A 25,491-nucleotide genomic window follows, 5' to 3' on the forward strand; every position below is an offset into this window, starting at 1 on the left:
AGTCAGTATATTAATTAAGAATTTAATGGTGTGCAGCCATACTCATAATTCTATTTTTATACTGGCTCTTTTTATCTTTACACATATACATTACCTACCTGTTAAATTTTATAAAGCTATCTATTTCTTTCATAGCTAAATTTCTTAGAAACTTGCTTGGATCTGTATGTTTTAATTGGCAATATTTCTTTATCAATTCTTTTTCTTTTTTGTTTAATCTAAATTCAATTCTATCATCTAATATAACTTCACTTTCTTTTTTAAATATAGAACTTATTAACTCTATTATCTTACTCACTACTCTCCCCCACTTCTATTACACTCTTTTCTAATGCTTTTAAAGGGCTTGTCCGTACACATCCGTACTGTACGGACATACTCTACTGCTATTATTCTTCCTTTATGGTTACATTGGTATTCTTTATATCTGGTAAAGGAATTAAACCTAGTAACATATCTTTAACAGCTACAGGTGGGACAGAGTACTCTAATAACTTACTATAAAGCTTTAATTCCCTTTCTTTATTTTTAGAGAACTCTATTATTATTCTTAATCTTTCTGCCATACTTGCACCTCCTAAATATTTCTTAGTAGTACATTGTATGCCTAGATATTCCTTTGTAGAACTTATTTATTATACATTGTTTAAAATTTTTGCAGTTGGGCATGAATTTAATGAGGTGGTTTAGTTGGTAGCTAAAAATAGGAGTTTTATAAGAATAGATTTAAGTATAACTTTAATGTTTTTATGCCTTGTATCTTTAGCATTAGGATTAATATTTAAATAAGAAAGTACCTAGATTTTACTCTAAGTACTTTCTTTATTTACAAATTAAATATTATATTACTCTTCTGATAGAAATAATACTACTTCTTAAAATTCCATCATTAAGAGAACTTTTTTTAACATTTCCATTTTTCTCAAAATCCACACTAGAGATGTTATCACCAGATTCATGTACAATTTGTCCATTTCCTATATACATAGCTACATGATCTCCATTAGTAGAGTCTCCTCCTGGCCATGTAAAGAATATTAAATCTCCTGGTACTAACTTACTGTAGTCTCCATTCTTAACTCCGCTAATATCTACAGCGGTTCCATATTTTTTTTGATCCCCTGTATTAGTTCCTATTTTTATATCATTAACTGTATAATAAACTGATGAGGTAAAGTCTGCGCAATCCATATACTTAGGTGGATTATTTTTATCTAATTTTTGAGTAATTATTAATGAATCAATATAATATGGTATTTTCTCTACCCAATATAAAGCCTCATTAACTACTGCATTTCCTTCAGAAACTACTATATCAAAATATTTGTAATCATCTTCTGTTTCTTTAGTACTATACTTACTTTTCGCATGAACTACCAGGCTATATGTTCCTGGCTTTGTTGGCTTCCAAGTCACTTTACTATTAGTTGTATATCCGGTCAAATCTGTCCATGTTTCTGTACTTCTATCACCAATCCAGAATTTATATAATGTTTCACTTGTAGGTGTTGCCTTTGCACTCATAGTTATAACACTATTAACAGTATTACTACCTATTACATTAAATTCGCTTAACTTTGAAGGTACATAATCATTAATTATTAAATCAATTGATCTATAATCATCTTGAACTGTTTTATTGCTGTATTTACTTTTTACATGTACGACTACCGTGTATTTACCCGGCTTTGTTGGTTTCCAACTGACTTGATTTAGCGTAGAAAATTGTGTTAAGTCTGTCCATTTTTCTGTACTTCTATCGCACGCATAAAATTTATATAATACTTCGCTTGAAGGTGTCGCATTTGCACTTAATTGTAATATATTATTAACCACTTTATTTCCTTTAAAATTAAAATCAATTAATTTTGATGGTGTATAATCATTAACTACAACATCAATGGATTTATAATCATCTTCAACTGTTTTATTACTGTATTTACTTTTTGCATGTACAACCACCGTGTATTTACCCGGCTTTGTTGGTTTCCAGTTAACTTGATTTTGTGCTGAGAACTGCGTTAAATCTGTCCACTTTTCTGTACTTCTGTCACATACATAAAATTTATATAAAGTTTCACTTGATGGTGTTGCATTTGCGCTCAATTCTAAAGTATTATTAACAACTCTATTACCAGTAAGATTAAAATCTATTAATTTTGATGGTGAATATGTTACATCTAAATCTATTCCCCTATAATCATCCTGAGTTTCATTAGGACTAAGTATATGTTTAACATGAAGCACTAAAGTATACTTTCCTGGTTTTGTTGGTGTCCAATTTACCTGTTTATTAGTAGTATAACCTGTTAAATCTGTCCATGTTTCTGTACTTCTATCACATACCCAGAATTTATATAATGTATCATTTGATGGAGTAGCATCTCCTTTTAAAGTTATAGCATTATTTACTAACTTATTTCCTAATACTTGAAAATCTATAATTTTAGATGGAGTGTACTCCTTTGGATTAGATGGCGTATCATCATTTGGAGACTTTAATAATTCACCATCTACATCAATAGCATCAAGTTCTGTAATATAACGTGAACTGATTCTCTCTATTTCTACTTTATGAACCCCATAACTTGGAAACTTATATTCATATACTAAAACTTGTCTGTATTCATTATCGGTTTGTGCTTTATATGTCTCACTGAACTTCCCTAAGAACTTCCCATCTCCAGTAACACTAGCTATATTATATTTATCCTCATTCCCATTAGTACCAATATTAGGATCATGTACTTCAGATATTATTCTAAATTTACTACCTTTAAAATAAAATGTAACTTTATCTCCAGCCCTATATGTCTGACTTTGAGTTCCTCTATAAAGTACATCGGATGTTACATTTTCCCAATCTACTCCTTCATACTTAATCATTGTATTTGTTTCATCATATCTTTTCCATCCAATTTCTGGTTCAGTTAAACGATTCCCTAATTTAGCACTATTATTTGCTGTTCCATTTAAATTTTTAACTCCTACTAAAACATCGTTATAATTTGTAGTCGCTGCATTAACAATATTTATGTTTGTTGCTATAAATATTACTGCAATTATACTCATTACAAGTACTTTTAATTTTCTTTTCATTTTGTATCCCCCTATCATCTTTTGCAACAATATATTATAATATTTTCACATTATTTACAATACATTAATAAAATGGGTAGTACCTAGGATATTATTTCCAAGTGCTACCTTTTAAATTATAATTTACCTATAAATTTTATAAATATAAAAGAAAGTACTTAGATTTTACTCTAAGTACTTTTTATTATAGTTAATATTATAATCAGTAAATTATAATACTCTTCTTGCAGTATAGAAATCAGTTATATTACTTTCGATTACATTAACACCTTCCCTAGAATTATGAATCATCTTACCATTCGACGTGTATATACCAACGTGATCTCCGCCTAATGTAAATACTAAGTCTCCTGCTCTAAGATTAGCTTGTGAAACTACGACTCCCTGGTCCATTTGATTCCAAGTAGTTCTTCCTAACGATATTCCTTGATGTGCAAAAATATGTTTTGTAAATGACGAACAATCAAATATATGACTTGCTGCATTATCTGCACCATACACATATGTTACAAGAGGCGTATGCGCTCTAGCTTCAGCAATTACTTTATCGGCTTGAGTTTGTCCTCCTGTTATTGGACCTTCACCTTTAGGTCTAATTTGAATTTCTATAGCTTCTATTGGCTGTCCATTATATGTATCTCCAGCTAGGTTACCATTTTTAGTCCATGATTCCCAACCTACATTTCTAACATGAACTCTGTAGTAAACATCATAGCTTTGTGAGTCCTGTCCAGTAGCTTTATCTTTAATAGCTATACATATCCCATTCATTGGAAGTGATTTGCCTTCTGTTCCAACTGTTTGTCCATCTCTTGAAACTCCTACCCATTTAAGTGTGTTAACATATGCATTATACTCAATTGAAAATGGAGCTGAATCTGATACATCTATTTGTAACGCTTCTAATCTAAGCACTCTCCCTATTGTACCTGCAGTATCCCCATTTGAAACAGTTTCTTGCCAGCCAACATCTTGCACATGTCCTTTATACCATACATTTGTATTAGTTGTTCCTGCATAAGCTGGTGCAGCGGAAGCATTGATTTTTGGTGAGAAAATCAATAGAAGACTTAAAAGTCCCATAATTTTTAGTAAAGAATATTTTTTTCTCATTTTGTCATCCCCTCTTATTGTATTTCGTTTACATAATATCATTTAATGCATAGTTTGTCAATAAATGTATTAAAATATGTTTTAATACATTTTATAAATAAATAGGTATCTTTTGAAATAAAAAGTAGTACCTAGGATAATAATCCCAAGTGCTACCTTTAAAATTATTTTATATTTATATCGATATATTTATAATCATCTTGTGTTGTATTAGTACTATATTTATTTTTAACGTGAATAACCAACCTATAATTTCCTGCTTTTGTTGGCTTCCAATTAACTTGATTACTAGCAGTATATCCTGTTAAGTCAGTCCACTGTTCTGTACTTTGGTCACATACCCAAAACTTGTACAATGTATCATATGAAGGTGTTGCATTTGCCTTCATCAACAAGTTGCTATTAACAATTTTATCTCCTGTAACAGTAAAATCAGTTAGTTTAGAAGGGATATATACTCCATACAAGCATCTTTCAATCGTATCACTCTTTTTAATCCATCCAACGCTTGTTTGCCACCAATCTCCTGATTCATCATAAGCTGTAATTTGATCTCCTGATTTCCAAGTACCGTTAACTGCATATTGTGTTCCTGGACCACTCCTATATTGAGTATCATTAATCACCATTAACTCTATGCAATATTTATATGGATGACCTTTTGGCTTTGTATCATTTTTCTTTATCCAACCTTCTGTTGTTAAGTACCAACTATCTATTTCATCTATTGCAGTAATTTGATCTCCAACCTTCCATGAACCTCTTGTTGCTGAATTTATATCAGCTCCTTCTTTATATTCAGCAGGTCTTGTTACTATTAACTCTTTAGATATAGAATACTTTTGCCATCTTTCCCTTGCATTTGCCTTTGGTAGCCAACCAACACTTGTTTTCCACCAATCTCCAGATTCATCATAAGCTGTTATTAAATCTCCTGCTTTCCATGTTCCATTTACTGAATATTCAGTTCCAGGACCACTTCTATATTGTGTTTCTTTTACTAGATATAACTCAATGCAATATTTATATGGATGGTCTTTTGGTTTTGTGTCATTTTTCTTTACCCAGCCAGCACTTGTTTTCCACCAATCCCCTGATTCATCTCTTGCAGTGATTTGATCTCCTACTTTCCATGATCCCTTAACAGGTGAATTAAGATTTGGACTTTCCCTATATTCTGTTGGTCTTGTAACTATCAGTTCTTTAATAAATGGGTCAATAGGTGTATCAGCTATAACTCTTCTACCTTCGTTGAAATTATAAATATTAGAAATTTTAACAACATCTCCTACATCTGGTGAATGAATCATCTGTCCATTACCTACATATATTCCAACATGCCAATAACCCTCAGTTATAACTAAATCTCCTGGCCTTAAGTCATTTATATTTGATACTTTTGTTCCAACGTCTCTTTGACTTGGAGAATATGGTGCTATCATTCTAGGTAAACTGATTCCTGCTGCTTCACGATATACATATTGCGTAAAACCAGAACAATCAAATCCATTTGGTGTAGTTCCTCCCCAGACATACGGCACTCCTAAGTACTTCTTTGCTACAGCAACTACATCTTGTCCAGTTACTGTGGCTGCTTTTGCTTTAATTGGAGAAGTAATTCCAAGTAATAAAACAAGACTTAACATTGTAGCTATTACCTTATTGATTTTGTTTAATCCTTTTCTTTCCATAATCCCATCTCCTCTTAATATACTTCATTTACATAATATCATTTTATCCCTAATATGTCAATTAATGTATTATGATATTTTACATATTATGGATTAATTATTGTTTATATAAAAAAATACACCTAGAATATTACTCCCAAGTACACCTTCCTTTTATAACTTACCTATAAACTTTAATACTTCTTTTATTGTTTCATATCTATTAGTACCTTTTAAATATTTAGTAGTATATCCGCTAAATCCAATTTGCCCATTAGAATTACCACCTACTGCAATTATATTTTCTGCTACTCCATTGTAGCTGAATGGTAAAGTTGCATCTATACAAGGACATTGTAAATAATCTGCTAAATACTCTGCAGCTCTTTTATCTACTTGATTACAATAACAAACTAAATTTTTCATATCGTATTTTCTCTCCTCTACTAAATTATTAATTTTTTTATTGCTTATTGCTTCTGCAATTACTTTTCCTATTAAATCACTTCCACGTCTTCTATAAAGTTCTACATCTTCAGTTGCTTCTACAAAACATACTTCTACAATTACAGAAGCCATTTTAGTTGCTTTTAATTCATATAAGTCGGTTCTTTCCTTTACTCCCCTATTTACAAACCCTAAACCACCTATAGCATTTACTATTCTTGAAGCTACTTCTTCATCTAGCTTAGTATTATCTGTCTTAGAGTAAACCCAAGTTTCTGTTCCTATATTCCCTTCATAGTAGTTGTACGCTTTATTAAAGTGTATAGAAATAAATAAATCCGCGCCCCAGTCATTAGCTCTTGAAACTCCATACACTAAATCATTATCACTATCCATATTACCTGGTGTAACATCTAAAACAGTATGACCTAATTGGTTTAAGTATTTAATAACACTATCTTTTACTTTTCTATCTTCTATAGTTTCATCAATTAAAGCTGAAGCTCCTTTTGCTAGAAAGTTATGTCCTCCCCTTACTGCTATTTTCATAAAACATTCCTCCTTAAATTAAAAAGAGCAAGATTTACTCCTGCTCCTTGGTCTCTTTAATAGCTTGTCTAGTAGAACTTTGTCCAAAGTAGAAAGCTATAACCATACTAAAAATAGTTAAAAATTCTGTAGCTCCTATCTGTCCTTTTAAAGCTAATACAGAAAATACTATAGTTAGTATTAAAGCTATTATCTTCTTAATTTGTAATAGTTTTTTTAATGTTTCCATTGCTACTTCCTTTCATATTCAAACTTATTCTTAATTTCCTTAACATCCTCTTTTATGTCCTCTACAACATTAAATTTTTCTGCAAGTGTATCTAATAGATCCTGGTATCTCTTCTCCCTTTCCCCTGTTGTTTTAAGAACATAAAGTAATAGGAATACAAATAATGCATATCCTAATCCTTGTCCTATTGCTGCTTGCATTAATCCATCCATAATTCACCTTTCTTTCCAATAAAAAAAGAACCTACTATAGTAAGTTCTATTTGACTAAAATGTATATTTAATTTATTATTTTTTATGGTAGTTAACTATTTTACTAGGTGGATTACATTAACACATACTTTATATCCTTAATCCACCTAGTTTTTTATTAATTTTGTATAGTCTTTGGTTGCAATCCTGCAAAATTATTATTAGAATCTACACATGCATCAAAACTAAAAATGTAGCCTCCCATTTCTTGTGGTATTGCTATAAATTCTAATTTTTCTTCTTCTCTATAATATTTCTTTTTTTCATCAAATGTCATGTTAGCTGGTATAGTTGGTAGCATAACATTATGCTCTGCTCTTACTATTTCTCTTTTTGTATTTCCTTCCATACTATAAAATATAACCATTCTATTTCTCCTTCTAAATTAATGCTTCTTTATATATAAAAACTCTACATCTTGTATATTGTGTTACTGATAAACTTCCTCTTATATATGTTATATAAATATATCCGCCATCAGCCCACGCTCTTAATATAGTATTAAAGTTTAAATTCCCGGTTCCAACGCCACCTACAGAAAAAGCAGGTAATTGAACATTTCTTCCAGGCTGATTCTGTGGATCTACTTGAAATGCACAAAAGGCTGGGGTATATCCCAAACCATGATATATTGCTTGATTATGTTCTAAATTCCCTCCTGCATCTATATTAAAATCTATAACAGAATGTATTTTAAACATATTACTCTGTCCATCTATTGTAATTACATTATTATTATTTTTAACTGTTAATGCCCCATTACTTATAGTCACACCTTTTGCATCTATAATAGTATTACCTTCTTCTATTTCATTGCTATTCGGAATCCAGTTATCAACTGGATAGCCTTCTCCAACTACAACCCAAGGTATATAAAAATAATAGGCGCCTGGAGTATTTAAATAAATACCTAAACAAGGCTTATTGCCAGATTGAGCTGGAGTAAAATGAAATTGAACTAATTGATATCCCGCATTTAGAGTTGTATTATATCCTGCAACAGAATTATATCCATTTGAATCTATTATATTTATATTTACGTTTTTTCCATTTACATCACTATAAATAATTAAACTTACATAATAAATCTTATTTGTATTAAATTTATAATTTTCTATCGAATTATTGAACAAACAACACCATGTATCGCTTACTCCTCTTGTGCCTTTCCACCAAATACCACTTTTATAAACTTCTCCATTCCAGTTTTCACCGCCTTCATTCATTAACAATGTTGCGGTACTATTAAATATTGAAGTGAACCAATTAGCCATTTCTCTTTTTCCTCTAATTGGTCTACCATTCTTTAGTAAATTTCCACCACCCAAAGACTTAAACTCTAGTCTTAATTGAGTAGAAGTTAATTCCATACTTGCTTTGGTTGCATAACTTTGTAATTTACTATCTGTAGCACTATTAGCACTATTTATAGCTTCCGTTTTAGAATTGTTTATCGTAGATTGCACAGTAGATATAATAGCACTAGATGTTATTTTTTGTTCTGCACTAGACATACGAGTTTGTAGGCTCGTTATATTTCCATTAGTAGTATTTAATTCTGATTTAGTAGAATAAGTGCTTGCTACTGTAGTCTTAAAGCCATCTAGACTTTGTTCTAAGGTAGATTGTTTACTTTCTACAGTTGTAAATTTTCCACTAAGAGTATTTAAATTTCCTTCTACCGCATTAGCTTTTGTATCATCTGTGTATTTAGATGCTTTTTCCCAATCACTCGTAACATATGCTCCACTTGCCCTCGCAACCTTACATTTCATAATATCTCCAGATGGTCCACTTGTCCAAATATCTCCCACTTTGTATGGCGTTGTTGGAATTGAGGTAAATACCTTAGCTTTACTATCTGCAAGAGTATTAGCATTATTGGCTGTAGTTTGTGCATTATTTATATTCGTTGTATGGCTTTCTACTGTAGAACTAATTCCATTTACAGTTTGTTTTAAACTACTATAGCTATCTTTTAATTTAACTGTAGTTCCGTTTTCTTCTATTGTAGTATCTTTAATTAGTGTATCTATTTGTCCATTTATTATATTTATAGATGTTGTATTAGCTTGTATTTCTTTTGTTATATCTTCTGGAGCAGGTGTCCAATCTGTAGCTTTTGTACCTTCTTCTACCTTTAAACTTTTTAACCATATAGTTTTACCATTAAGATAAGTAGGCTGATAAACCATACATCTTAACTTAGGATTAGTTACTCCATCCTTAACAACTATCTTATACACATATTTTTTAAAGATATTTTTTTCGTATGGCTCAGCAGATACTAAAATGCATGATTTTTTACCATAGTGAACATCCGTTTGCCCATCTACCATAACATGAAAATGACCACCCCAACCATCGTTAACTATAAGTAATTCAGAATCAGTTTTAAATACAATTGTAATCATATAAGATTTACCAGGCTCTAAATCTGTTAGTTCATGCTTTATACTTGTAGTACCTTTTATACATTTATCCTCTATACTTATTGTTAAATTAGCATTAGATGCCCAGTTATCCATAACAGCAAAGTTACCTGTATTTCTAGCTAAATTTCTCCCACCAATTTGTATTTCATCTACATTAGACTTAAGAGAATTAAAACTTAATTCTAAACTCTGCCCCGTTGTATCTAATGCAACTTTACTAGCCTTTATAAGTTGTGTATTAGTATCTTTATTAACTTCTGTAACTAAGCTACTAATATTAATCTTAGAACCATTTATATTAGCTGTATCACTTACCATATCATCTCTAATAATTTTAGATTTAATACCATCAGCTTTTAAGCCAGTTGCATCAAACATTAATTTTCCTGCAGAATCCCAAACATACATATTATAGTCATTAGATGCATCTTTCCCTATTTGTACTCTAGTTCTATTAGCATCTTTTATTTGTATAGTGTTATCTGCTATAAGCATCTTTCCACTATCGCTTACTATTCTAAATTTATTAGTAGAAATATCACTTGCTTTTAAATCCCCAACACTTAAATTAGCTGCTATTAAATCTTTTATTACTGCATTATCTATAACAACATTCTTACTTGTAAGGTGTATGGTTTGTGTTGATCCAGCACTAATGTTCCCAGCTAGCAAGTTGTTTATATTAGCTGTCTCTACCTCTAAATCATGAATCTTAGCAGTTTGAGCTTTTAAATTAACTATATCTGCATCATTAATATGTGCATAATCTATAAAAGCTTTATTTATTAATGCAACTTCTGTTACTACTCTATTTACCTTATTTCCTATAGATCCACTACTAGAGAAGCTATTTTTATTCTTAGATTCTCCTTTTGCTGCTATTTCTGCTGTAAGTCCACCAGTATAAGTTAATTTTTGTGATAGTATATGTAACTTTCTAACTACTCCTTTTTTATCTATACAAGTACTAATATCTCCTACATCTAAGCTTATATCACCTTGCCATTTCATGTTGTAACCTAGATATTCAAATCCGTTTAACTTATTATAAATATCTGTCAATATAGTTTCTGTTACCCAAGGATTTTCAAAAAGAAGTTCCATACTATCAGTTCCTAAACTACCTTTAGAGATAGTTTCTTTCTCCTTTACTTGGCAAGTAACTTTCCCTATTTTATATTTAACTTCTTCTCTTTTATAATCTATATAGTTGTCTGCAGTAATAGAGTAATTAATGTCTTTAGGATATGCCATTGTAAACTTTCCATCTCTAGTTATAACAGCATTCCCACCACATACAGAAGCTACATAAGATAATATTTCCCTACAAGTAAAGCCTTCCAATTTCTTAACTGTATAAGATGGAAGGCTCCCGGTAAATTGTACTCCTGTTTTAATAGTTAATTCATTAACCACTTGTGTAAGAGTTGGTATATCCCCTAAATTACTAAAATAAGGAGTTTCAAATTTTATCATATTATCAAAGGCTGTGAACTTAATTGTATAGTCAGTTTTTTCTACATCATCAATATTGTAATGCCCCATAAGAATATACTCTATTGTATTGCCTATTTTAAGCCCTATTTCAACCTTAATTTGATTAGTAGAGAAAATAGTATCACCTTTATTTAGAAGTGTTAAATCAAGTGTTTGGGATACTGTATTTCCTATACTAAACCCTTCTTGTGGTTGTATATTCCCATCTATAATAATATCTACTATATCCTCATTGCAAAAAATTCTATCCCCTATTGTTATCCTACATTCAAAAGACCTAGTAGGCTTTTTTATTTCCTCTTTATATGCTGTACTTGTATTATACATAGTCTTACCTCCCTATTTAAGGTCTATTGTAAGACCTCCATCTACTAACTTAATAATATTAATAGAACTATTAGCAATAGCTATTTTCTTTATTACATTTCCATCACTAATTACCTCTATAATATAATTACCTTTATCTATTGTTGGTTTATTTTCTTCTACGACTTGTGTAGAATCTACTTCTATAATCTTTTCATCTTCCATAGTTATTTCCTCCTACTTCTCTATAAAATTCATTTTAAGACCTTGCCACTTTACTTCCCCATTAATGAATTGATATGCTGGAGCTGTTCTATCTCCAACATACATGGTTTTAGTTATTACTCCACTCATTGGATCCGGAAAAGTAACCGTAAAAAAAACTCCTGATACTGCATTTAATATCGGAGCTATTTCTGATTGGGATAGTGGACCCCATTCTAGATTTATTTTTCTTTTAACTGCTATCCTATCTCTTATTAAATCTCCATTTGCATTTCTATTAGATTCACCATCTAAATCACTTACTGCTACTTCATAAATTTTGGGGGTAGCTACTTGTACCCCATTTATACTAATCATACTACCCCTCCTTATGTCGGTATTAATGTTATATTCCCTTGTCTTTGCATTTTTCTAAGTTGCTTTAATGCTACTTTACCTATTACAGAGCCATCTATAATTAAAGTTAAATCTCCATCTCCAAACCCATTATCTGTACTTCCTTTAGGCATCCTATTTGCTACTTTTTCAGCTAAATCAGTTATCCATCCAGTATTATTTTCTAATGGCATTATAGCTTCTCTTCCAGCTTCTCCAACTATACCTAATGTTGCTCTATCAACTATTCCACCTTTTGCAAAATAATTAGCCCCAACCCTAGGTACTTCTTTAGTTTCCGCGTTGAAATTACCTTCCATATAAAAATGAGGAACTTTAACTCTAAGAGTTGCGTCAAAGTTATCAAATAAAGATTTAATATTACTTATATAGTTAGCTACATTTCTATATGCTAAACTCATATTATTGGTTATATTATTTCTTATATTTTCAAAAGAGTTGCTTGATGATATTCTTATCATGTCAAATCCTCTTAGTACTAACGTAACTAAATTATTTGTAATGTTAACCATATTCATAGTTGAGGATTGATATATAGATAAAATACTATTAAGCATACTAACCGTAATTTGAAATATACTAGAAAAAGCAATATTTATTATATTTCTTATACTAGATGTTGCACTACCAACTATAGCTTGTATCTGATTTACAGTATTACTTATTGCAATTCCTGCTTTAATAAATTCACTAGATATTTTATTACCAACTCCCTCAAATGAGCTCTTTAACTTATTTGATAAATCTTTAGAATCCTTAGTAAATGATTCTATATTTTCTCTAGCTCCTTTTAGGCTTTCATTTACTTTTGTCATAGATTCGTCAACTGTAGTAGTTAAATTATTATAGGCTTCTTCTTGTGCTGTTACATTATCTTCATTAGCTTTTGCCATAGCTCCTGTAGCTTCTTCTGCTGTAGCCACTTGATTGTCATAACTAGTTTTGGTTAATTTCTCAATAGCTTGCCTTTCAGCTTCTATAACTGTTCTTAATTGTTGTTCATAAACCTGTCCTTGTTCAGTAGTATTCCCATGAGTAGCTAATAATTCGTCTAGGGCTTGTTGTTTAGAATCTATAGATTGTTGGTATCTCTGTATTTCTTGATCTAAGCTAGTTTTAAAATCTAAATTCGCTTGATCCATCTTCGCTTTCTTTTCTTGATATGATAAACTTTCATCTGCTTCTATAGTAGATAAATAAGCTGCATGTCTAGCAACTCTTTCATCATAAGTTAATCCTTCATAATTAAGCATATCATCATTAATACCAGTGACAATTCCATATCTTTTCATGAACTCATTCTTTTCCGATTCTGTTAAATCAGCATACATAGCTTTTACTTCTTCATTGTAAAGAGTTTGATTTTCTCCCATTTGTAATAGTCTTTCAGCATCATTATTCACTATAGCATTTAAGTAATCTTGCGCACTTTGAGATAACATACCAAACTTTTCACTTGCAGCTTTAGTAGCTTCATCTACTTCTTGTGCAAGTCTAGTAGCATTAAAATGAATACTATCTAAGTATTTATTTACATTAGATGTAGCTGTTCCAAATGCATTATCAGTAGTCTTAGCAGCTTCTTCTGCTGTAGTTCCAATTCCTTCAATATTTTCTTCAACCGCTGGAGTTTCATCCCAACCAAAGAATGATTTTATTTTATCCCATAGCCATCCTACTTTCTCACCTATCCAACCTAATACTTTACCTAAGGCATTAGATATATCAGCCCACCATCCAAATTTGTCTCCAATCTTTTTAACTACAACAACTAATCCTGCTACAGCTGCAATAATTACTCCTATTCCCATAGCTCCTAATGCTATATTCAATGCTGTTGCCCCTGCTGTTGCTGCTCCTTCTGCTGCTGTTAGTCCAAATAATCCCGCTATGTTTGCTCCAATACTTGCTAAGAAGTTTTTTAATGAGGTTATGGCTTTTACACCCATTTCTGTTGCCCAGGTTTTTAAAGATTTTATATTCCTTTCTATAGAATCTCCAAATTTAGTTATTGATTCAATTGCATTTTTGCTTAATGATATTGCCCATTTTTTAAATTGAGTTATATTATCTAATAAATTAACACCTACTCCATATAACTTGTACGCAAGTCCTCCTAACTTGGTAGTTGTATCTCCTATTCCTGCTATTATATTGTTGAACTTCCATGCTCCCCATAAAACTAAGAAAGCTTCTAATACTATATGACACTTTTCTATTACTATCAGTACAGCTTTAATAGCTGTAGCAACAATATCTAGTGTCATAGCTACAGTGCCAATAATCAAACTTCCGGCCCAGCTGTTCATAAAAGCAGTTACAAAATTAGTTGCATCCGCCATAACTTTAGCTAATATAGTTCCAACTAATACTATAATATCACCTATTACGTTAATAAAAGCTTGGCCTCCTAGATCTAGGAACTTACCAAACCAATTACCTACAGATATAATAAAATCTCTTGCTGCTATTGCTAGGCTATTCATAGCATTTATAAACTTTCTAGTATAAGGATTATTATCTGGGTTAAGATGATTCCATAGCCTTCCTAATGCAACTAATATATCTCCACCTATTTGTAAAGCTACGCCACCTATTACTATTCCTATTTCGGCCATATGCTGAACAAACTCTTTACCACCATGATTCCATACACTAATTAAGAAATTCTTTAATTCATCACAGCTATATCCAAATGCTCTTTTAAAGTAATCCCATTTAGATAAAAACCAATCTCCATAGTTATCCCATGCTTTTTTTAGCGGACTTAATAATTCAGATAAGATCTTATTTACCCTATCATTAAACTCCGATAATGAGTTTTCTGTTGCTGTTGTATTTATTGCAGGTGATGCAATACTTCCCGTTCCGCCAGAACCACTACTCCCAGAATCATTATTTGAATTAACTTTGTTAATTTCATCAATTCCCATTAATGCTTCTACTTTTTTCTTGGCCTTATCAGCAGATTTTCCTACTCCATCTGTAGCATTACTTAAATCATTCATTGCATTTGTAGAATTACCTATTCCGCTTGCTGTATCTCCGAAAAAGCTGTTGCTTCCCCCACTGCTTATATTAAAGCCTATTGCACTAAGAACTGAATTAAATGTATTAGCCATTTGCACTAACTTAGCCATAACAGTATTTATAACATTAATAACTGGGGTTAATACTGCAATTAACCCTTGTCCTATGCTAGCTTTTAGAGATTGATATTGTAAGATTAATAACCTTACTTGGTTTGCCCATGTATTAGATGTCCTTGCGAAGTCACCATTTGCTGCACTCAATGTTTGTGTAACATAAGCAAGTCTTAAAGCAACTTTCTCCTGTTGATTCATCTTCTCTGTAGTTTTACCATAACCATTTGCTAGAGCATATTGATTTAAATTTTCTTGTGTCATTACAACACCAAGTTCTTTTAAACTTTCAGTTTCACCAGTAAATATGCTCTTTAATTTTGTATAAGCTTCACTTTGTTCAATATTATAAAAAGATGCTACATCTCCAGAAATATTAGTAAGCGTTTCTGCCATTTTTTCAGCCTCACCAACTGTAAAACCCATTGATTTGCTCATAGCTCCGAAGTTACCCATATACTGCTTAGCCATAGTTTCACTAAGCCCTACTGTTTTCCATGCGTTCTTCGCAAACTCATTAACCTTTTCGCTCATATTACCAAATGTAACATCAACTACGTTTTGTACTTCCGTAAGATTAGATCCTAAATCTAAACATGACTTTGTAAACTTAGTTATTGCTCCAATTGCAAATACACTGGCTAACATTCTGCCAAGTTTATCAAATGTACCACTCATTCTATCTACGCTATTATTAACTCTACTAGCCATACTATCAACTTTGCTTTGTACTTGCGCCACTTGGGTATTAAACTGTTTAGAATTAGCATTAATGACAACCTCTAATTCTTCTAATGTCACTTATTCTCACCTCCAATCCTTTATGAGTTTATTCTTTGTGCAAATTCTTTCATATGCTGCTTATTTATTTCCATTTGCGCCTTTATTTTATTTTCTTGATTAACCTTACTTTCTTCCTCAAATAAGTCTGCAAATATCTCTAAAAATTGAATAGGTTTATTATCTTTATTCATTACACAAGCTGTACCATTAGCAATTAATGTAGATAATCTATAAACCATATCTGCTGTATCTTTTCTCTTTATTTCTCTCCTTCTTAGAAAAGAATCTCTAATATTTGTTATCTCTGTTATAGTCATATCATAAAAATCACCTACACTTATTCCGCAATCTAGAGCATCATGTAGTAAATATTCCTCAATAAACTCTGTATATGTTTCAGGTACTTTATTATTCAAAAATGGGGAAGTAGCATTTTCGCCATCTTCCCCTACTTTAAATTTTCAGTTTTTTCTGGAGTACCTAATGTCCCACTTTCAGTTAGTAGTTCCATAACCTCACCGAATAAGTCTAACTGTGTTTTACCACCCTCAATATATTCATCTATTAGATCACAAGTCTTTGCAAAAGTCATTCCATGATGATACTTTTGTAATGCTCCCCATATTATAGTTACACAGTACTTAATAGATGGGATAGGCATCTTATTCATGGATTCAACCTTTATATTACCTTTAGAATCTACAGCTTTAGATGCTACACTTTGTAATCCAAGTACTTCATTTAAGATATTTTCTCCTAGCTTATCCTCTATTAATATAGTTGCATTTGTGTTTAATTTTAATTTATATTCCTTTTCACCTACTACGAATAATTTATATGCTGCCATTTAATCATTCCTCCTAATTTTACTCATAATAAAAGCACCTACATAAGTAAGTGCTTTATAATTTTAATATTCTATTTCCCAGGATTCCATTGTTGCCCACAATTTAAACATGTTACTATTACTTTATTTTTTCCATGTCCTGCTGCAACTGCTCCTAATGCTCCTACAGCAACAACACCTACAGCTCCCTTAGCTAAACTAAAACCTTTTTTATTAGCTGTTATGGAAGTACTTCCACACTTAGGGCATTTAACTATATTATTTTTCTCTGCTTTTCTAGATGAATCACTTGGTTTAGTATGAACTACTTTTCTTATGTTCAATATTTCATTATCTAAATTAAGCTTTCCTCTTAAAGCATTATATAATTTATTAAAATTTGAGTTATTATCTAATATAATTTCCCTTGAGCCGTCATTTTCGAAATATATTGTAACTGTATCGGGACCGTGTTCTACATTTTGTAAAGATTCTATAGGAAAATATTCTTTCCATGTTGAAGAAACATTTAAAAATATTCCTTTCTTTCTGACTTCTACTGTGCAATCTTGAAGATAAGATAAATTCTTAATTTTTCCCATACAACTACACTCAGATCCAAATAATCCACCATCTTCTTTTTTTAGTTCCTTAAATTTCTTTTTATCAACCTTCACTCTACTTCACCTCAATTACCTATTACTATAATAATATAATAATTATGGAAATAATGAAAGTCTTCTGTTTGATATTTTATTCTCCAGTACCTGCAACTGGATCTATTACTGCTATATCACTTTGTAATGCTAGAGATAATGTAAAATCAATTGCACCATTAACTCCACCACCACCAAGTTTTACACTGCATTGAGCTTTAAATGTAAACTTAGTTCCATCTGGATAAGCTTGTTCAAAGTCAACAACCTTTTTTTCATCTGCTAATTTTCTTAATACTCTATATGGACTATCTGCCGCATTATTAACATATTTAAACTTATATGCTAAGTCACCATAATCTCCTATTCCATATTCATATTGCTTTGTTGTATCTGCTAAAGTTGTATTCTCCACTTTTTCTGGATCATTACCCATCTCTGGTACTTCTTTTAATCCTACTAAATTTATATATGTTGTTCCTGTAGTTTTATAACTTAATGTAATTCCATTTGCTAACATTAATTATCATCCTTTCTTCTTAAGAGTTATAAACTCTCATACTATTTACATCAATTACGCCCTCGTATCTCATAACCTTATGTTTAAGTTGACTAGGTTCTGGAGTATCTAGGCATTGTATTCTTACTAATCCTAAAGAAGAAAGTACTTCATCAACTGCTACTGCAATATTTGAAGTACTTCTATCATTCCATATATCAATTTTATATCTTATATAAGATTCTTGTTCCTTATCATCTGTTTTGGTATATATTTTATTATCTTCTTCAACATACTGTATCACTGGGAAGGTAGTCCAATCAGATGGATAAGTATCATTAACATTTTTACTAACCTTATCAAGTTCTTTTTTTATTATTGGTTTAATGTTTATCACTTCTTAGCTACCTCCTTTATTGCTTTTCTTACATCTTCTTTTATATTTTCTATTATTCTTTCTTCGTTATTTTTAAGTGCTGGATAGAGATATGGTTGAGCCGGTTGCCCTTCAACCCATCTTGTACCTACATCAGGAATATTAGCTAACCATTTATCTTGTTTATAACTAACATTAACCTTAGTATTTTTATTAGTCCTTTCTCCAACTCTACCAGTTCCAAATTCAACATATGCTGCATGGTCTGAATTAGTATGAATTCTAGCTACTATTTTGCCTTTATATCTTTTAGTTTCTCTTTTTATGTTGCTTCTTAAATCTCCAGTATCAACAGGACATAAGTCTTTTGCATCACCCTTAACTAATTCCCCTTGCTTCTGCATACTCTTATATAAAGTTTCTTCAACATTCCCACCTAATTTACTTAATTTTTTAAGAAGACTATCTAAACCAACAACGCTCTTGCTCATTTCTATATCTTCTCCAATTCAATAACTAGATGTAAATATCTTTTAATACTTATAATTTTATAGTCTGGATCACTATCTTTAGAAACATATACACATATTCCATCGTCTTCAACCATTTGTACATCTTCATCATATAGCATATTAAGAATATAGTTTAATCTCTGTCCATATATCTCCGCTTGTAATTTTCCAGATGCAGGACTTATATTAGCTTTTATTTCTATAGGCTCTGAATATCCTGGATACTTACCGCCTTCATCATCTTCAACTATTGTTTTTCTCTTAAGATAATAAGTCTTTTTATTCTTTATTCTCATTTGCGATACCCACCGCCTTTAATCTTTTGAAAGCATTTAACCTACTTTTAATACTATCGGGTATATCTGTAATATAACTAACAGATACCCCTCCTTCACTTCTAGAAGCTTCTCCTTCACTTCCTTGCCTACTATAGTAGATAATAGCTAATTCCCTTTGTAAGCCTTCCATTTTAGGCAATAGTATAGCTCTGTTACAGTAATCTAATACTTCTCTTTCTGCATCTTCTAAAAGCATATTTAATAGCTCATCTTTAGATGTATCTTCTTTCCTTATTTCAAGCCTTACTTTTAATTTTTCTAATTGTGTCATAACAACACCTCACTTATTAAAAAGAGATGATAAAACATCTCTATCCTCTACTAATTATTCTTGCTATTGCAATAGATTTATGATTAATATATTTTTTATTTGAAGATGCCCCATCATTAACAAGCTCCCAGTTCGAAGATGTTTCAAGTTCTGCATTTGTAGGTGACAGGCTTGAACAACTTTTCTTGGTAAATGAAATACCGTAAGGTGCAAAACATTTACGTTGTCTGCTATAAAGAGTATCTTGTCCCCCATTAGTCTTTGGATCTCTACCCATTTCATAAGGGACTTTTGCTCCTATATCTTCATAATCAAAAGCACCATCACCTAAAACATAAGTAGTATATTTAGTATATCCATCACCAGCTCCAGAAGCACTTTCAGCAACTTCTTCTGTTGGCATATTATCATCTACTAATACTATTCTTCCATTCCAAGTACCCATTGTTAAATCTCTTTGTATTCCATTTTCATCAGTGTACTTTAAATATGCAAATAACTTAAGATTTTCAAGATTAGTAGCTATTGAACTATGCATAATTGCCATTGTAAATTTAGATTTATTATCACCACTTGCTTTTTGTATAGCTGTATTTAATGTTGTAGCACCAGCATATGATTTAGGATTACCATCTCTATCCTCACCAGTAAGCTCAGTTATATCTAATGTATGTCCATTAACAAATTCTAAGTTCTTAGCACCTGTCATCGAGAAGATACCTTTTAATATACTTAATAATGTGTCTTGATCTATATCTTCCCAATAACCAGATACTTGAGCTGCTACGTTATCCATAAACTTAACTCCACCTGTTATATCTTCTGAGAAGTCTGTCTCTACCCATGCTTTAGAACGTCCTACTACTATGACTCCTCTTTCGAATGTTGTTGTGCTAGTTGCAACAATATCTGTCTTTCCATCATAGTTTAGTGCTTCACCATCTAGTGTTCCATACATAGGTAGTATTGCATAATGAGTACCTGTCTGAGAACTAAATGCATCTCTTATCTCAGTATTTCCTTTTAATGCTCTAGATTTAATTAATTCATTTCTTCTTAACTTTGGTATCCTTTCAACATATCTTCCAAATGCTTCTGAATTAAAACTTTTTGAATCAAATTTTGTGTTTCCCATATTTTATTACCTCTTTTCTATTTAATTTCTATTCCTGGATTAGCAGCCATATATTCGCATAATTCTGTATATGTCATTTTGCCAGTATCAACTGCCCCTTTGCCTTGACCACCTTTAGGCGGATTTCCACCCCTCAACTTATCATTTACAGCTTTCTCTACTGCAGATTGGAAAGCTTTCTCTACTGCTTCAATACTTTTATTGCATTGTTCTGCATCTGAATAGTTAAGAATATCGACTAACTCCTTAGGTAAATTTCTTTCTGCTAGAGTTTCATAAGCTGTTGCTCTTAGTTCCCTAGTAGTTATGTCTTTTTCTCTTTTTTCTAGATCTTCTAGTCTTTTTTCTTCTGCATATTTAGCTTTCTGTTCAGCGTTCATTTTTGCTAATTTTTCAGCTTCTGTCCTTTCTTCTTGGACTTTCTTTTCCCATTTAGTCTGTTCTCTTGCTATCCTATCTTGAATTAGCTTATCAACATCTTTTTGGGTAAAAGTTTTTTCTGTTTGAGTTGATTCTGCCTGCTCTTCGGAAGTTGTTTCAACATCTGTTGTAGTTTCAGTACCGGTATTTCCTCCACTATTAACTCCTGTATCAGCTTCCATTAATCTACTCATTCCTAATCTTTTTCTAAGATTACAATTTGTTATAAACATAAATACCTCCCGTTTAACGTCCGTATGACTAAATTCCATGCGCAGTTTAAAGCCTTAAGCAAGTTTTGGGCATAATAAAAAGCCTTAGTTTCCTAAGACTTTAATTTCAGTATTATTCTTATTTCTTTAATGAGTATCCTTGTATTATCAACTTCTTCCCTAAAACTATCATTTGTGTTATAAGGTAGTGTTAAAGAGTTGGATAATCCAATTAGGTTTTGTGATACTTGTATTATATTTTTATTACTTAGTACAAATAATCCAGGAAAACTCTTCAAATAAATAAATGCTCTCCACTCAGCAGCTAGCTTTCTTAAGTCAACACTTGCCACCTTGTAATTTTCTGGTAACTTATTATCAGTTTTAGCTATGTCTATTGGATTGCTATATATATTTGCATAATAGGTAAGTGCATAACTTGTACGTGATTTTAAATCTCTATATTTTTCTATCGGCTTATAATAAACTTTTGAAGATAAAAAAGCTACAAAATTTGCAAATGTCGTTAATATAACTGTGAGCAATATTTTATCTATTTCGCTCATTAAATCCCCCCCCTTATGTAATTAAATTTACATAAATAAATTATATCATTATTTATTTTACTATAATACATTAAAAGCACCTACCATTTACTTAGTAAGTGCTTTTTATTTGTTATATAGTTCTTTAGCTTTCAAGAATTCAACTCTTAAAAGTCTTTTAAACTCCTCAATATCTATTTCTCCAACCGCTGCACAAATATCTGGAATTTCTTCATTTAATAACTTGGTTATTTCTTTATCCTCTTTATACATTTCATCATAATTATCAAATAAAAGTTCCTGTTCTAGTTCAAGATAGAACGGATAATTTTTATCTTCTTCATACTTCCCATCTAAATATGATTCAATAATATCAAAAACTTTTTTAATCATTCTTTATCCACCCTTCCTTTGGATTCTTCCTAACTACAATACTTACAATTTCATTTGTTTCATTATTCCTAATAATAGCTATTCCATTTTTAAAGTTTACTAATCTACCATCTTGCTGCATATAATCAGGTTTGCTATTAAAACTATCAACAATATCTTTTTGGTTAAATACAACATTACCTTTCTTATCTATATTTCTATCAACAAATCTTTGGGATCCATGCCAAGATAACTCGATCTTATCTTTTCTAAAATCATAATAGGTTGATTTAACCTTCTCTTTATAACTATTATTCCATTCTTTATTGTTTATAGAATTAATAGTACTATACTCTCTTTGTTTTATGTTCCATTCCTCAATCTTATTATACTTCAAGTCCTGGAAGTCTTTCAATGTCTTTGGTGATTCTTTTCCTAAAACTTCCTTATAATTATTAAATTGTTGTCTATCAGAAGCTTTGTTATTTGCCATTTTCTCGAATACTTCTGCTTTTTCTTTTCCATACTTATCAACTACAAACTTATCATACCAATCTTGATAATTCATATCTCCAGGTACTAAATAAGTCTTACCTGTTTCCGGATCTCTTGCTCTACGTTGTATTCCTTCTAATGTTCCTTTTCCCAGATATGCTCTAGTTGTACTTCTACAATGGGGGTGAAGTGGTGGTAGATTTACCCCAACTTCTGCTTTTTCTCTTTTATATACTTTTCTATCATGCTCTCTACACACGCTAGAAGTTCTTAAGTCTAATGTTGCTACAAATATATATTTATCTATTCCACATTCCTCATAGCTTTCTATTTCAGCCATATTAGATATATAAGTAGTTTCTGTTCTTATAATTCTTTCAGCTGCAAACTTGCCATAGTTAGTTAATTCCTCTAACTCTAAAGCCATTCTTCTAGAACTCTTACCACTCATTAGTCCACTTGTTATTACTTCTTCTAGCTTTTGTGCTAACACATCTGTATTGTGCCATACACGCTTACTGTAATGTTTGCCACTCCAATTATTCTTAAGTATCTCTTGTATGCTTTCTAGTGGCATTTCCGCAACATTAAAGCCTATCCCTAATCCTTTTTGAACATCAAATAGGTTAGTATAATAGGCTTTCTTTATGTTATCTGTATATAGTCTTGTACTCTGCTTAATTTCAACATCTGCTGCTGTCTTAGAGTTAATATAGATACTTTCTTTTAATGCTTCTAATCTTGTTATTCTAGCTTTATAAGCATTGGCATTAAGTTGAGCCATCATATAATTTTTAAGTTCTACATCTTGTATTCCATGTATTCTCGCCCTAATACTATCTAACTCTTTCTTAGGTATATTAGAATTTAATAATTGCCTTGCTTCTGTTATGCTTAAGTCACTATCTACTTGATATTTATAGAATATTTTATTTATATCCTCATTAATATCTTTTATAGCTATATCATAAGCATTATTAATTTTATGAATAGTTTCATCACTATCCTTATGATAGCTTTCCATTCTTAAGTTAGATCTTCTTTTCCAATAAGCATTACTTCGTTTCTTCATCTACCTCACCATCTTTTGGATTAGTATTCTTAAAGTCATAACTACCAAATGCTAATTGTTGTTGCTCTATATTCTTTTTCTTTTCTTCCTCAAGCCTTTTTCTTTCTTCTTCAACATCTATCTCGCCATCAAATCTCTTTATTCTAGTTTCCCAGCTTATAAACCCTTCTGTTTCTTGTGCTATTTTAGCTGCTAATTCATCATCTACAGGTAAAGAACGTTTCATAGTTATATCTATCTTACTAGGGTCAATATTCTTTGCTCTAATATTCTCTATATTGGTCATTAATTTTAATCTTTGCTTTACTCCTCTTTTAAAATATCTTTCTTTCGTTCTTCCAAGCTGTTCAAATCCTATGAGCTTGTACTTCATAGCAACACCACTTGCATTACCAACAAAGTTTTCATCTGTTAAACAAGGTACTTTAGAAAACTCATGTATATCATCTTTTAATGAGTTCTTTAAAACTTCTATCTCAGTTTCATTAAGATTTTTAACTAACCATTTAGCATCTCCACCCTGGTCCAATTCTAAAATCTTCATTTCCTTCAATAACTTAGCTGTAGTTAATACTTCTTCCTCATTATCTCCTAGACTTGCCCCTATAACTGCAAGTAAAGCATCAACAACCTGTTCCTTATCATTAATCCTATCAGATTGTAAAAGATTATAGGCATCTATAATAGTTATAACTCCTTCATAATCCCCCTTAAGTCTTTTGTTGTTTTTATATTCTATTAATGGTATTCCATTAAAGAAATGTTCCTCTTCATCTTTCAACTCAATAGAATTACTATTTAAATCCTCAGAAAAGTAATGATATATTTTATCTTCTGTATAAACATTTATATCATATCCCTTTAATTTATCATCTATATCATGCTTTTCGTAATAGGTTACTGCAAACAATGGTTTATTTTTTACTGTATTATCTACTACTTGAAAAGAATTTAAAGGACTAGATGTAGCTAACTCTGGATATGGTACTTCTTCATCATTCATAAATAATAATTCATATCCTACTCCAAATATAGACATATCTAATGCTAATTCATTATTATGGCTATCTTCATCAATATTAGTAAAGATTATATTTAACTCTTCTGAACCTTCTCCAGAATAACTAACTGGACAACCAAAAACATATCCTGTTGCCATATCTGTTATATACTCTGCATGATTACATACTAATTTATTATTAGGTAGTAATTCACTTGATAAAGTTCTACTGAGTATTTTATGCTCTCCATCATAATATGAATCTAGTTTCTTATATCTATCAATCATAGCTTTATGATTATCTATGCATTTCTTTATTAACTCTACCGGAATACTTCCATCTTCATTTAATAAATCTCTATCTTTAATTATTGGCATTTGTATCACCTCTTTAGTTATTTCGCATCCCTACATACGAAATAGTAATTTTTATATTAATTGTTTAGTTTTAGTAAACACATTTTATTATTTTTAATGGCTATAAATGGCTTAAATACGTTATTTAATTAAACTTCATTAAACCTAAATTTAGCGAAATTTACAAATAATATTTTCTATAGATACATAATATGGTATAATTATGTAATCCTACCTTCAGATAATTAAATCATAGTAATAA

27 protein-coding genes are annotated in these 25,491 nt (G+C 30.9%); all 27 read right to left on the reverse strand.

Annotated features, from left to right (window positions below):
* Positions 1–94: 94 nt before the first annotated feature.
* Positions 95–298: a DUF6290 family protein gene (locus ACZJV1_RS10640; protein WP_463650096.1), complete on the reverse strand. Its 204-nt coding sequence runs from the start codon at positions 296–298 to the stop codon at positions 95–97.
* A gap of 91 nt (positions 299–389) precedes the next feature.
* Positions 390–566, reverse strand: a complete 177-nt coding sequence (locus ACZJV1_RS10645; RefSeq protein ID WP_463650097.1) for a hypothetical protein — start codon at positions 564–566, stop codon at positions 390–392.
* A gap of 274 nt (positions 567–840) precedes the next feature.
* Positions 841–3,099 carry a triple tyrosine motif-containing protein gene (locus ACZJV1_RS10650; protein ID WP_463650098.1) on the reverse strand — a complete coding sequence of 753 codons (2,259 nt, stop codon included), beginning with the start codon at positions 3,097–3,099 and terminating at the stop codon, positions 841–843.
* A gap of 210 nt (positions 3,100–3,309) precedes the next feature.
* Positions 3,310–4,212: an NlpC/P60 family protein gene (locus ACZJV1_RS10655; protein ID WP_463650099.1), complete on the reverse strand. Its 903-nt coding sequence runs from the start codon at positions 4,210–4,212 to the stop codon at positions 3,310–3,312.
* A 164-nt stretch (positions 4,213–4,376) separates the two neighbouring features.
* A complete protein-coding gene (locus ACZJV1_RS10660) occupies positions 4,377–5,903 on the reverse strand; it encodes an NlpC/P60 family protein (protein WP_463650100.1) in 1,527 nt (508 codons plus the stop codon).
* Between the two features lie 153 nt (positions 5,904–6,056).
* Entirely contained in the window at positions 6,057–6,878 is an 822-nt protein-coding gene (locus ACZJV1_RS10665) for an N-acetylmuramoyl-L-alanine amidase (RefSeq protein ID WP_463650101.1), read from the reverse strand.
* 34 nt (positions 6,879–6,912) lie between these two features.
* Positions 6,913–7,107: a hypothetical protein gene (locus tag ACZJV1_RS10670; protein ID WP_463650102.1), complete on the reverse strand. Its 195-nt coding sequence runs from the start codon at positions 7,105–7,107 to the stop codon at positions 6,913–6,915.
* A gap of 2 nt (positions 7,108–7,109) precedes the next feature.
* Positions 7,110–7,319 (reverse strand): BhlA/UviB family holin-like peptide, encoded by a 210-nt coding sequence (locus ACZJV1_RS10675; protein WP_463650103.1) that lies wholly within the window; start codon positions 7,317–7,319, stop codon positions 7,110–7,112.
* Positions 7,320–7,476: 157 nt separating this feature from the next.
* Entirely contained in the window at positions 7,477–7,725 is a 249-nt protein-coding gene (locus ACZJV1_RS10680) for a hypothetical protein (protein ID WP_463650104.1), read from the reverse strand.
* Positions 7,726–7,738: 13 nt separating this feature from the next.
* Positions 7,739–11,617, reverse strand: coding sequence for a hypothetical protein (locus ACZJV1_RS10685; RefSeq protein WP_463650105.1), 3,879 nt, complete (start codon positions 11,615–11,617; stop codon positions 7,739–7,741).
* Between the two features lie 12 nt (positions 11,618–11,629).
* A complete protein-coding gene (locus tag ACZJV1_RS10690) occupies positions 11,630–11,821 on the reverse strand; it encodes a hypothetical protein (protein WP_463650106.1) in 192 nt (63 codons plus the stop codon).
* A 12-nt stretch (positions 11,822–11,833) separates the two neighbouring features.
* Positions 11,834–12,178 carry a DUF6711 family protein gene (locus ACZJV1_RS10695; protein WP_463650107.1) on the reverse strand — a complete coding sequence of 115 codons (345 nt, stop codon included), beginning with the start codon at positions 12,176–12,178 and terminating at the stop codon, positions 11,834–11,836.
* 11 nt (positions 12,179–12,189) lie between these two features.
* The gene (locus tag ACZJV1_RS10700) at positions 12,190–16,161 is read right to left on the reverse strand and encodes a hypothetical protein (RefSeq protein WP_463650108.1); all 3,972 of its coding nucleotides are present in this window, start codon (positions 16,159–16,161) and stop codon (positions 12,190–12,192) included.
* 20 nt (positions 16,162–16,181) lie between these two features.
* The gene (locus tag ACZJV1_RS10705) at positions 16,182–16,559 is read right to left on the reverse strand and encodes a hypothetical protein (RefSeq protein WP_463650109.1); all 378 of its coding nucleotides are present in this window, start codon (positions 16,557–16,559) and stop codon (positions 16,182–16,184) included.
* Positions 16,560–16,591: 32 nt separating this feature from the next.
* Positions 16,592–16,990: a DUF6096 family protein gene (locus ACZJV1_RS10710; protein WP_463650110.1), complete on the reverse strand. Its 399-nt coding sequence runs from the start codon at positions 16,988–16,990 to the stop codon at positions 16,592–16,594.
* A 71-nt stretch (positions 16,991–17,061) separates the two neighbouring features.
* Complete coding sequence (locus ACZJV1_RS10715) at positions 17,062–17,646, reverse strand: hypothetical protein (RefSeq protein WP_463650111.1); 585 nt, start codon at positions 17,644–17,646, stop codon at positions 17,062–17,064.
* A 76-nt stretch (positions 17,647–17,722) separates the two neighbouring features.
* Positions 17,723–18,145, reverse strand: coding sequence for a phage tail tube protein (locus tag ACZJV1_RS10720; protein WP_463650112.1), 423 nt, complete (start codon positions 18,143–18,145; stop codon positions 17,723–17,725).
* A gap of 19 nt (positions 18,146–18,164) precedes the next feature.
* The gene (locus ACZJV1_RS10725; RefSeq protein ID WP_463650113.1) at positions 18,165–18,521 is read right to left on the reverse strand and encodes a hypothetical protein; all 357 of its coding nucleotides are present in this window, start codon (positions 18,519–18,521) and stop codon (positions 18,165–18,167) included.
* Positions 18,518–18,991: an HK97-gp10 family putative phage morphogenesis protein gene (locus ACZJV1_RS10730; protein WP_463650114.1), complete on the reverse strand. Its 474-nt coding sequence runs from the start codon at positions 18,989–18,991 to the stop codon at positions 18,518–18,520. The genes ACZJV1_RS10725 and ACZJV1_RS10730 overlap by 4 nt, the downstream gene beginning before the upstream one ends.
* Before the next feature lie 2 nt (positions 18,992–18,993).
* Positions 18,994–19,308 (reverse strand): hypothetical protein, encoded by a 315-nt coding sequence (locus ACZJV1_RS10735; protein ID WP_463650115.1) that lies wholly within the window; start codon positions 19,306–19,308, stop codon positions 18,994–18,996.
* Positions 19,292–19,621, reverse strand: a complete 330-nt coding sequence (locus ACZJV1_RS10740; RefSeq protein ID WP_463650116.1) for a phage head-tail connector protein — start codon at positions 19,619–19,621, stop codon at positions 19,292–19,294. Before ACZJV1_RS10740 ends, ACZJV1_RS10735 begins: the two co-directional genes overlap by 17 nt.
* Before the next feature lie 40 nt (positions 19,622–19,661).
* Positions 19,662–20,756, reverse strand: coding sequence for a phage coat protein (locus tag ACZJV1_RS10745; protein ID WP_463650117.1), 1,095 nt, complete (start codon positions 20,754–20,756; stop codon positions 19,662–19,664).
* A 17-nt stretch (positions 20,757–20,773) separates the two neighbouring features.
* On the reverse strand, positions 20,774–21,409 hold the full coding sequence (locus tag ACZJV1_RS10750) for a DUF4355 domain-containing protein (RefSeq protein ID WP_463650118.1): 636 nt from the start codon (positions 21,407–21,409) through the stop codon (positions 20,774–20,776).
* Positions 21,410–21,501: 92 nt separating this feature from the next.
* Entirely contained in the window at positions 21,502–21,954 is a 453-nt protein-coding gene (locus tag ACZJV1_RS10755) for a hypothetical protein (RefSeq protein ID WP_463650119.1), read from the reverse strand.
* 105 nt (positions 21,955–22,059) lie between these two features.
* Entirely contained in the window at positions 22,060–22,326 is a 267-nt protein-coding gene (locus tag ACZJV1_RS10760; RefSeq protein ID WP_463650120.1) for a hypothetical protein, read from the reverse strand.
* Positions 22,319–23,872: a minor capsid protein gene (locus ACZJV1_RS10765; protein WP_463650121.1), complete on the reverse strand. Its 1,554-nt coding sequence runs from the start codon at positions 23,870–23,872 to the stop codon at positions 22,319–22,321. Before ACZJV1_RS10765 ends, ACZJV1_RS10760 begins: the two co-directional genes overlap by 8 nt.
* Positions 23,856–25,250, reverse strand: coding sequence for a phage portal protein (locus ACZJV1_RS10770; protein ID WP_463650122.1), 1,395 nt, complete (start codon positions 25,248–25,250; stop codon positions 23,856–23,858). Before ACZJV1_RS10770 ends, ACZJV1_RS10765 begins: the two co-directional genes overlap by 17 nt.
* Positions 25,251–25,491 lie beyond the last annotated feature (241 nt).

The organism is Clostridium sp. LS3 (assembly GCF_055330225.1).

Excerpts from the sequence above, each read along its gene's own strand:
- ACZJV1_RS10770 (WP_463650122.1), bottom strand. The coding sequence starts at position 25,250 with ATGCCAATAATTAAAGATAGAGATTTATTAAATGAAGATGGAAGTATT.
- ACZJV1_RS10735 (WP_463650115.1), bottom strand. The coding sequence starts at position 19,308 with ATGAGAATAAAGAATAAAAAGACTTATTATCTTAAGAGAAAAACAATA.
- ACZJV1_RS10695 (WP_463650107.1), bottom strand. The coding sequence starts at position 12,178 with ATGATTAGTATAAATGGGGTACAAGTAGCTACCCCCAAAATTTATGAA.
- ACZJV1_RS10730 (WP_463650114.1), bottom strand. The coding sequence starts at position 18,991 with ATGAGCAAGAGCGTTGTTGGTTTAGATAGTCTTCTTAAAAAATTAAGT.
- ACZJV1_RS10745 (WP_463650117.1), bottom strand. The coding sequence starts at position 20,756 with ATGGGAAACACAAAATTTGATTCAAAAAGTTTTAATTCAGAAGCATTT.
- ACZJV1_RS10650 (WP_463650098.1), bottom strand. The coding sequence starts at position 3,099 with ATGAAAAGAAAATTAAAAGTACTTGTAATGAGTATAATTGCAGTAATA.
- ACZJV1_RS10665 (WP_463650101.1), bottom strand. The coding sequence starts at position 6,878 with ATGAAAATAGCAGTAAGGGGAGGACATAACTTTCTAGCAAAAGGAGCT.
- ACZJV1_RS10680 (WP_463650104.1), bottom strand. The coding sequence starts at position 7,725 with ATGGTTATATTTTATAGTATGGAAGGAAATACAAAAAGAGAAATAGTA.
- ACZJV1_RS10765 (WP_463650121.1), bottom strand. The coding sequence starts at position 23,872 with ATGAAGAAACGAAGTAATGCTTATTGGAAAAGAAGATCTAACTTAAGA.
- ACZJV1_RS10675 (WP_463650103.1), bottom strand. The coding sequence starts at position 7,319 with ATGGATGGATTAATGCAAGCAGCAATAGGACAAGGATTAGGATATGCA.
- ACZJV1_RS10750 (WP_463650118.1), bottom strand. The coding sequence starts at position 21,409 with ATGTTTATAACAAATTGTAATCTTAGAAAAAGATTAGGAATGAGTAGA.
- ACZJV1_RS10655 (WP_463650099.1), bottom strand. The coding sequence starts at position 4,212 with ATGAGAAAAAAATATTCTTTACTAAAAATTATGGGACTTTTAAGTCTT.
- ACZJV1_RS10670 (WP_463650102.1), bottom strand. The coding sequence starts at position 7,107 with ATGGAAACATTAAAAAAACTATTACAAATTAAGAAGATAATAGCTTTA.
- ACZJV1_RS10660 (WP_463650100.1), bottom strand. The coding sequence starts at position 5,903 with ATGGAAAGAAAAGGATTAAACAAAATCAATAAGGTAATAGCTACAATG.
- ACZJV1_RS10690 (WP_463650106.1), bottom strand. The coding sequence starts at position 11,821 with ATGGAAGATGAAAAGATTATAGAAGTAGATTCTACACAAGTCGTAGAA.
- ACZJV1_RS10685 (WP_463650105.1), bottom strand. The coding sequence starts at position 11,617 with ATGTATAATACAAGTACAGCATATAAAGAGGAAATAAAAAAGCCTACT.
- ACZJV1_RS10755 (WP_463650119.1), bottom strand. The coding sequence starts at position 21,954 with ATGAGCGAAATAGATAAAATATTGCTCACAGTTATATTAACGACATTT.
- ACZJV1_RS10710 (WP_463650110.1), bottom strand. The coding sequence starts at position 16,990 with ATGGCAGCATATAAATTATTCGTAGTAGGTGAAAAGGAATATAAATTA.
- ACZJV1_RS10720 (WP_463650112.1), bottom strand. The coding sequence starts at position 18,145 with ATGTTAGCAAATGGAATTACATTAAGTTATAAAACTACAGGAACAACA.
- ACZJV1_RS10740 (WP_463650116.1), bottom strand. The coding sequence starts at position 19,621 with ATGACACAATTAGAAAAATTAAAAGTAAGGCTTGAAATAAGGAAAGAA.
- ACZJV1_RS10645 (WP_463650097.1), bottom strand. The coding sequence starts at position 566 with ATGGCAGAAAGATTAAGAATAATAATAGAGTTCTCTAAAAATAAAGAA.
- ACZJV1_RS10760 (WP_463650120.1), bottom strand. The coding sequence starts at position 22,326 with ATGATTAAAAAAGTTTTTGATATTATTGAATCATATTTAGATGGGAAG.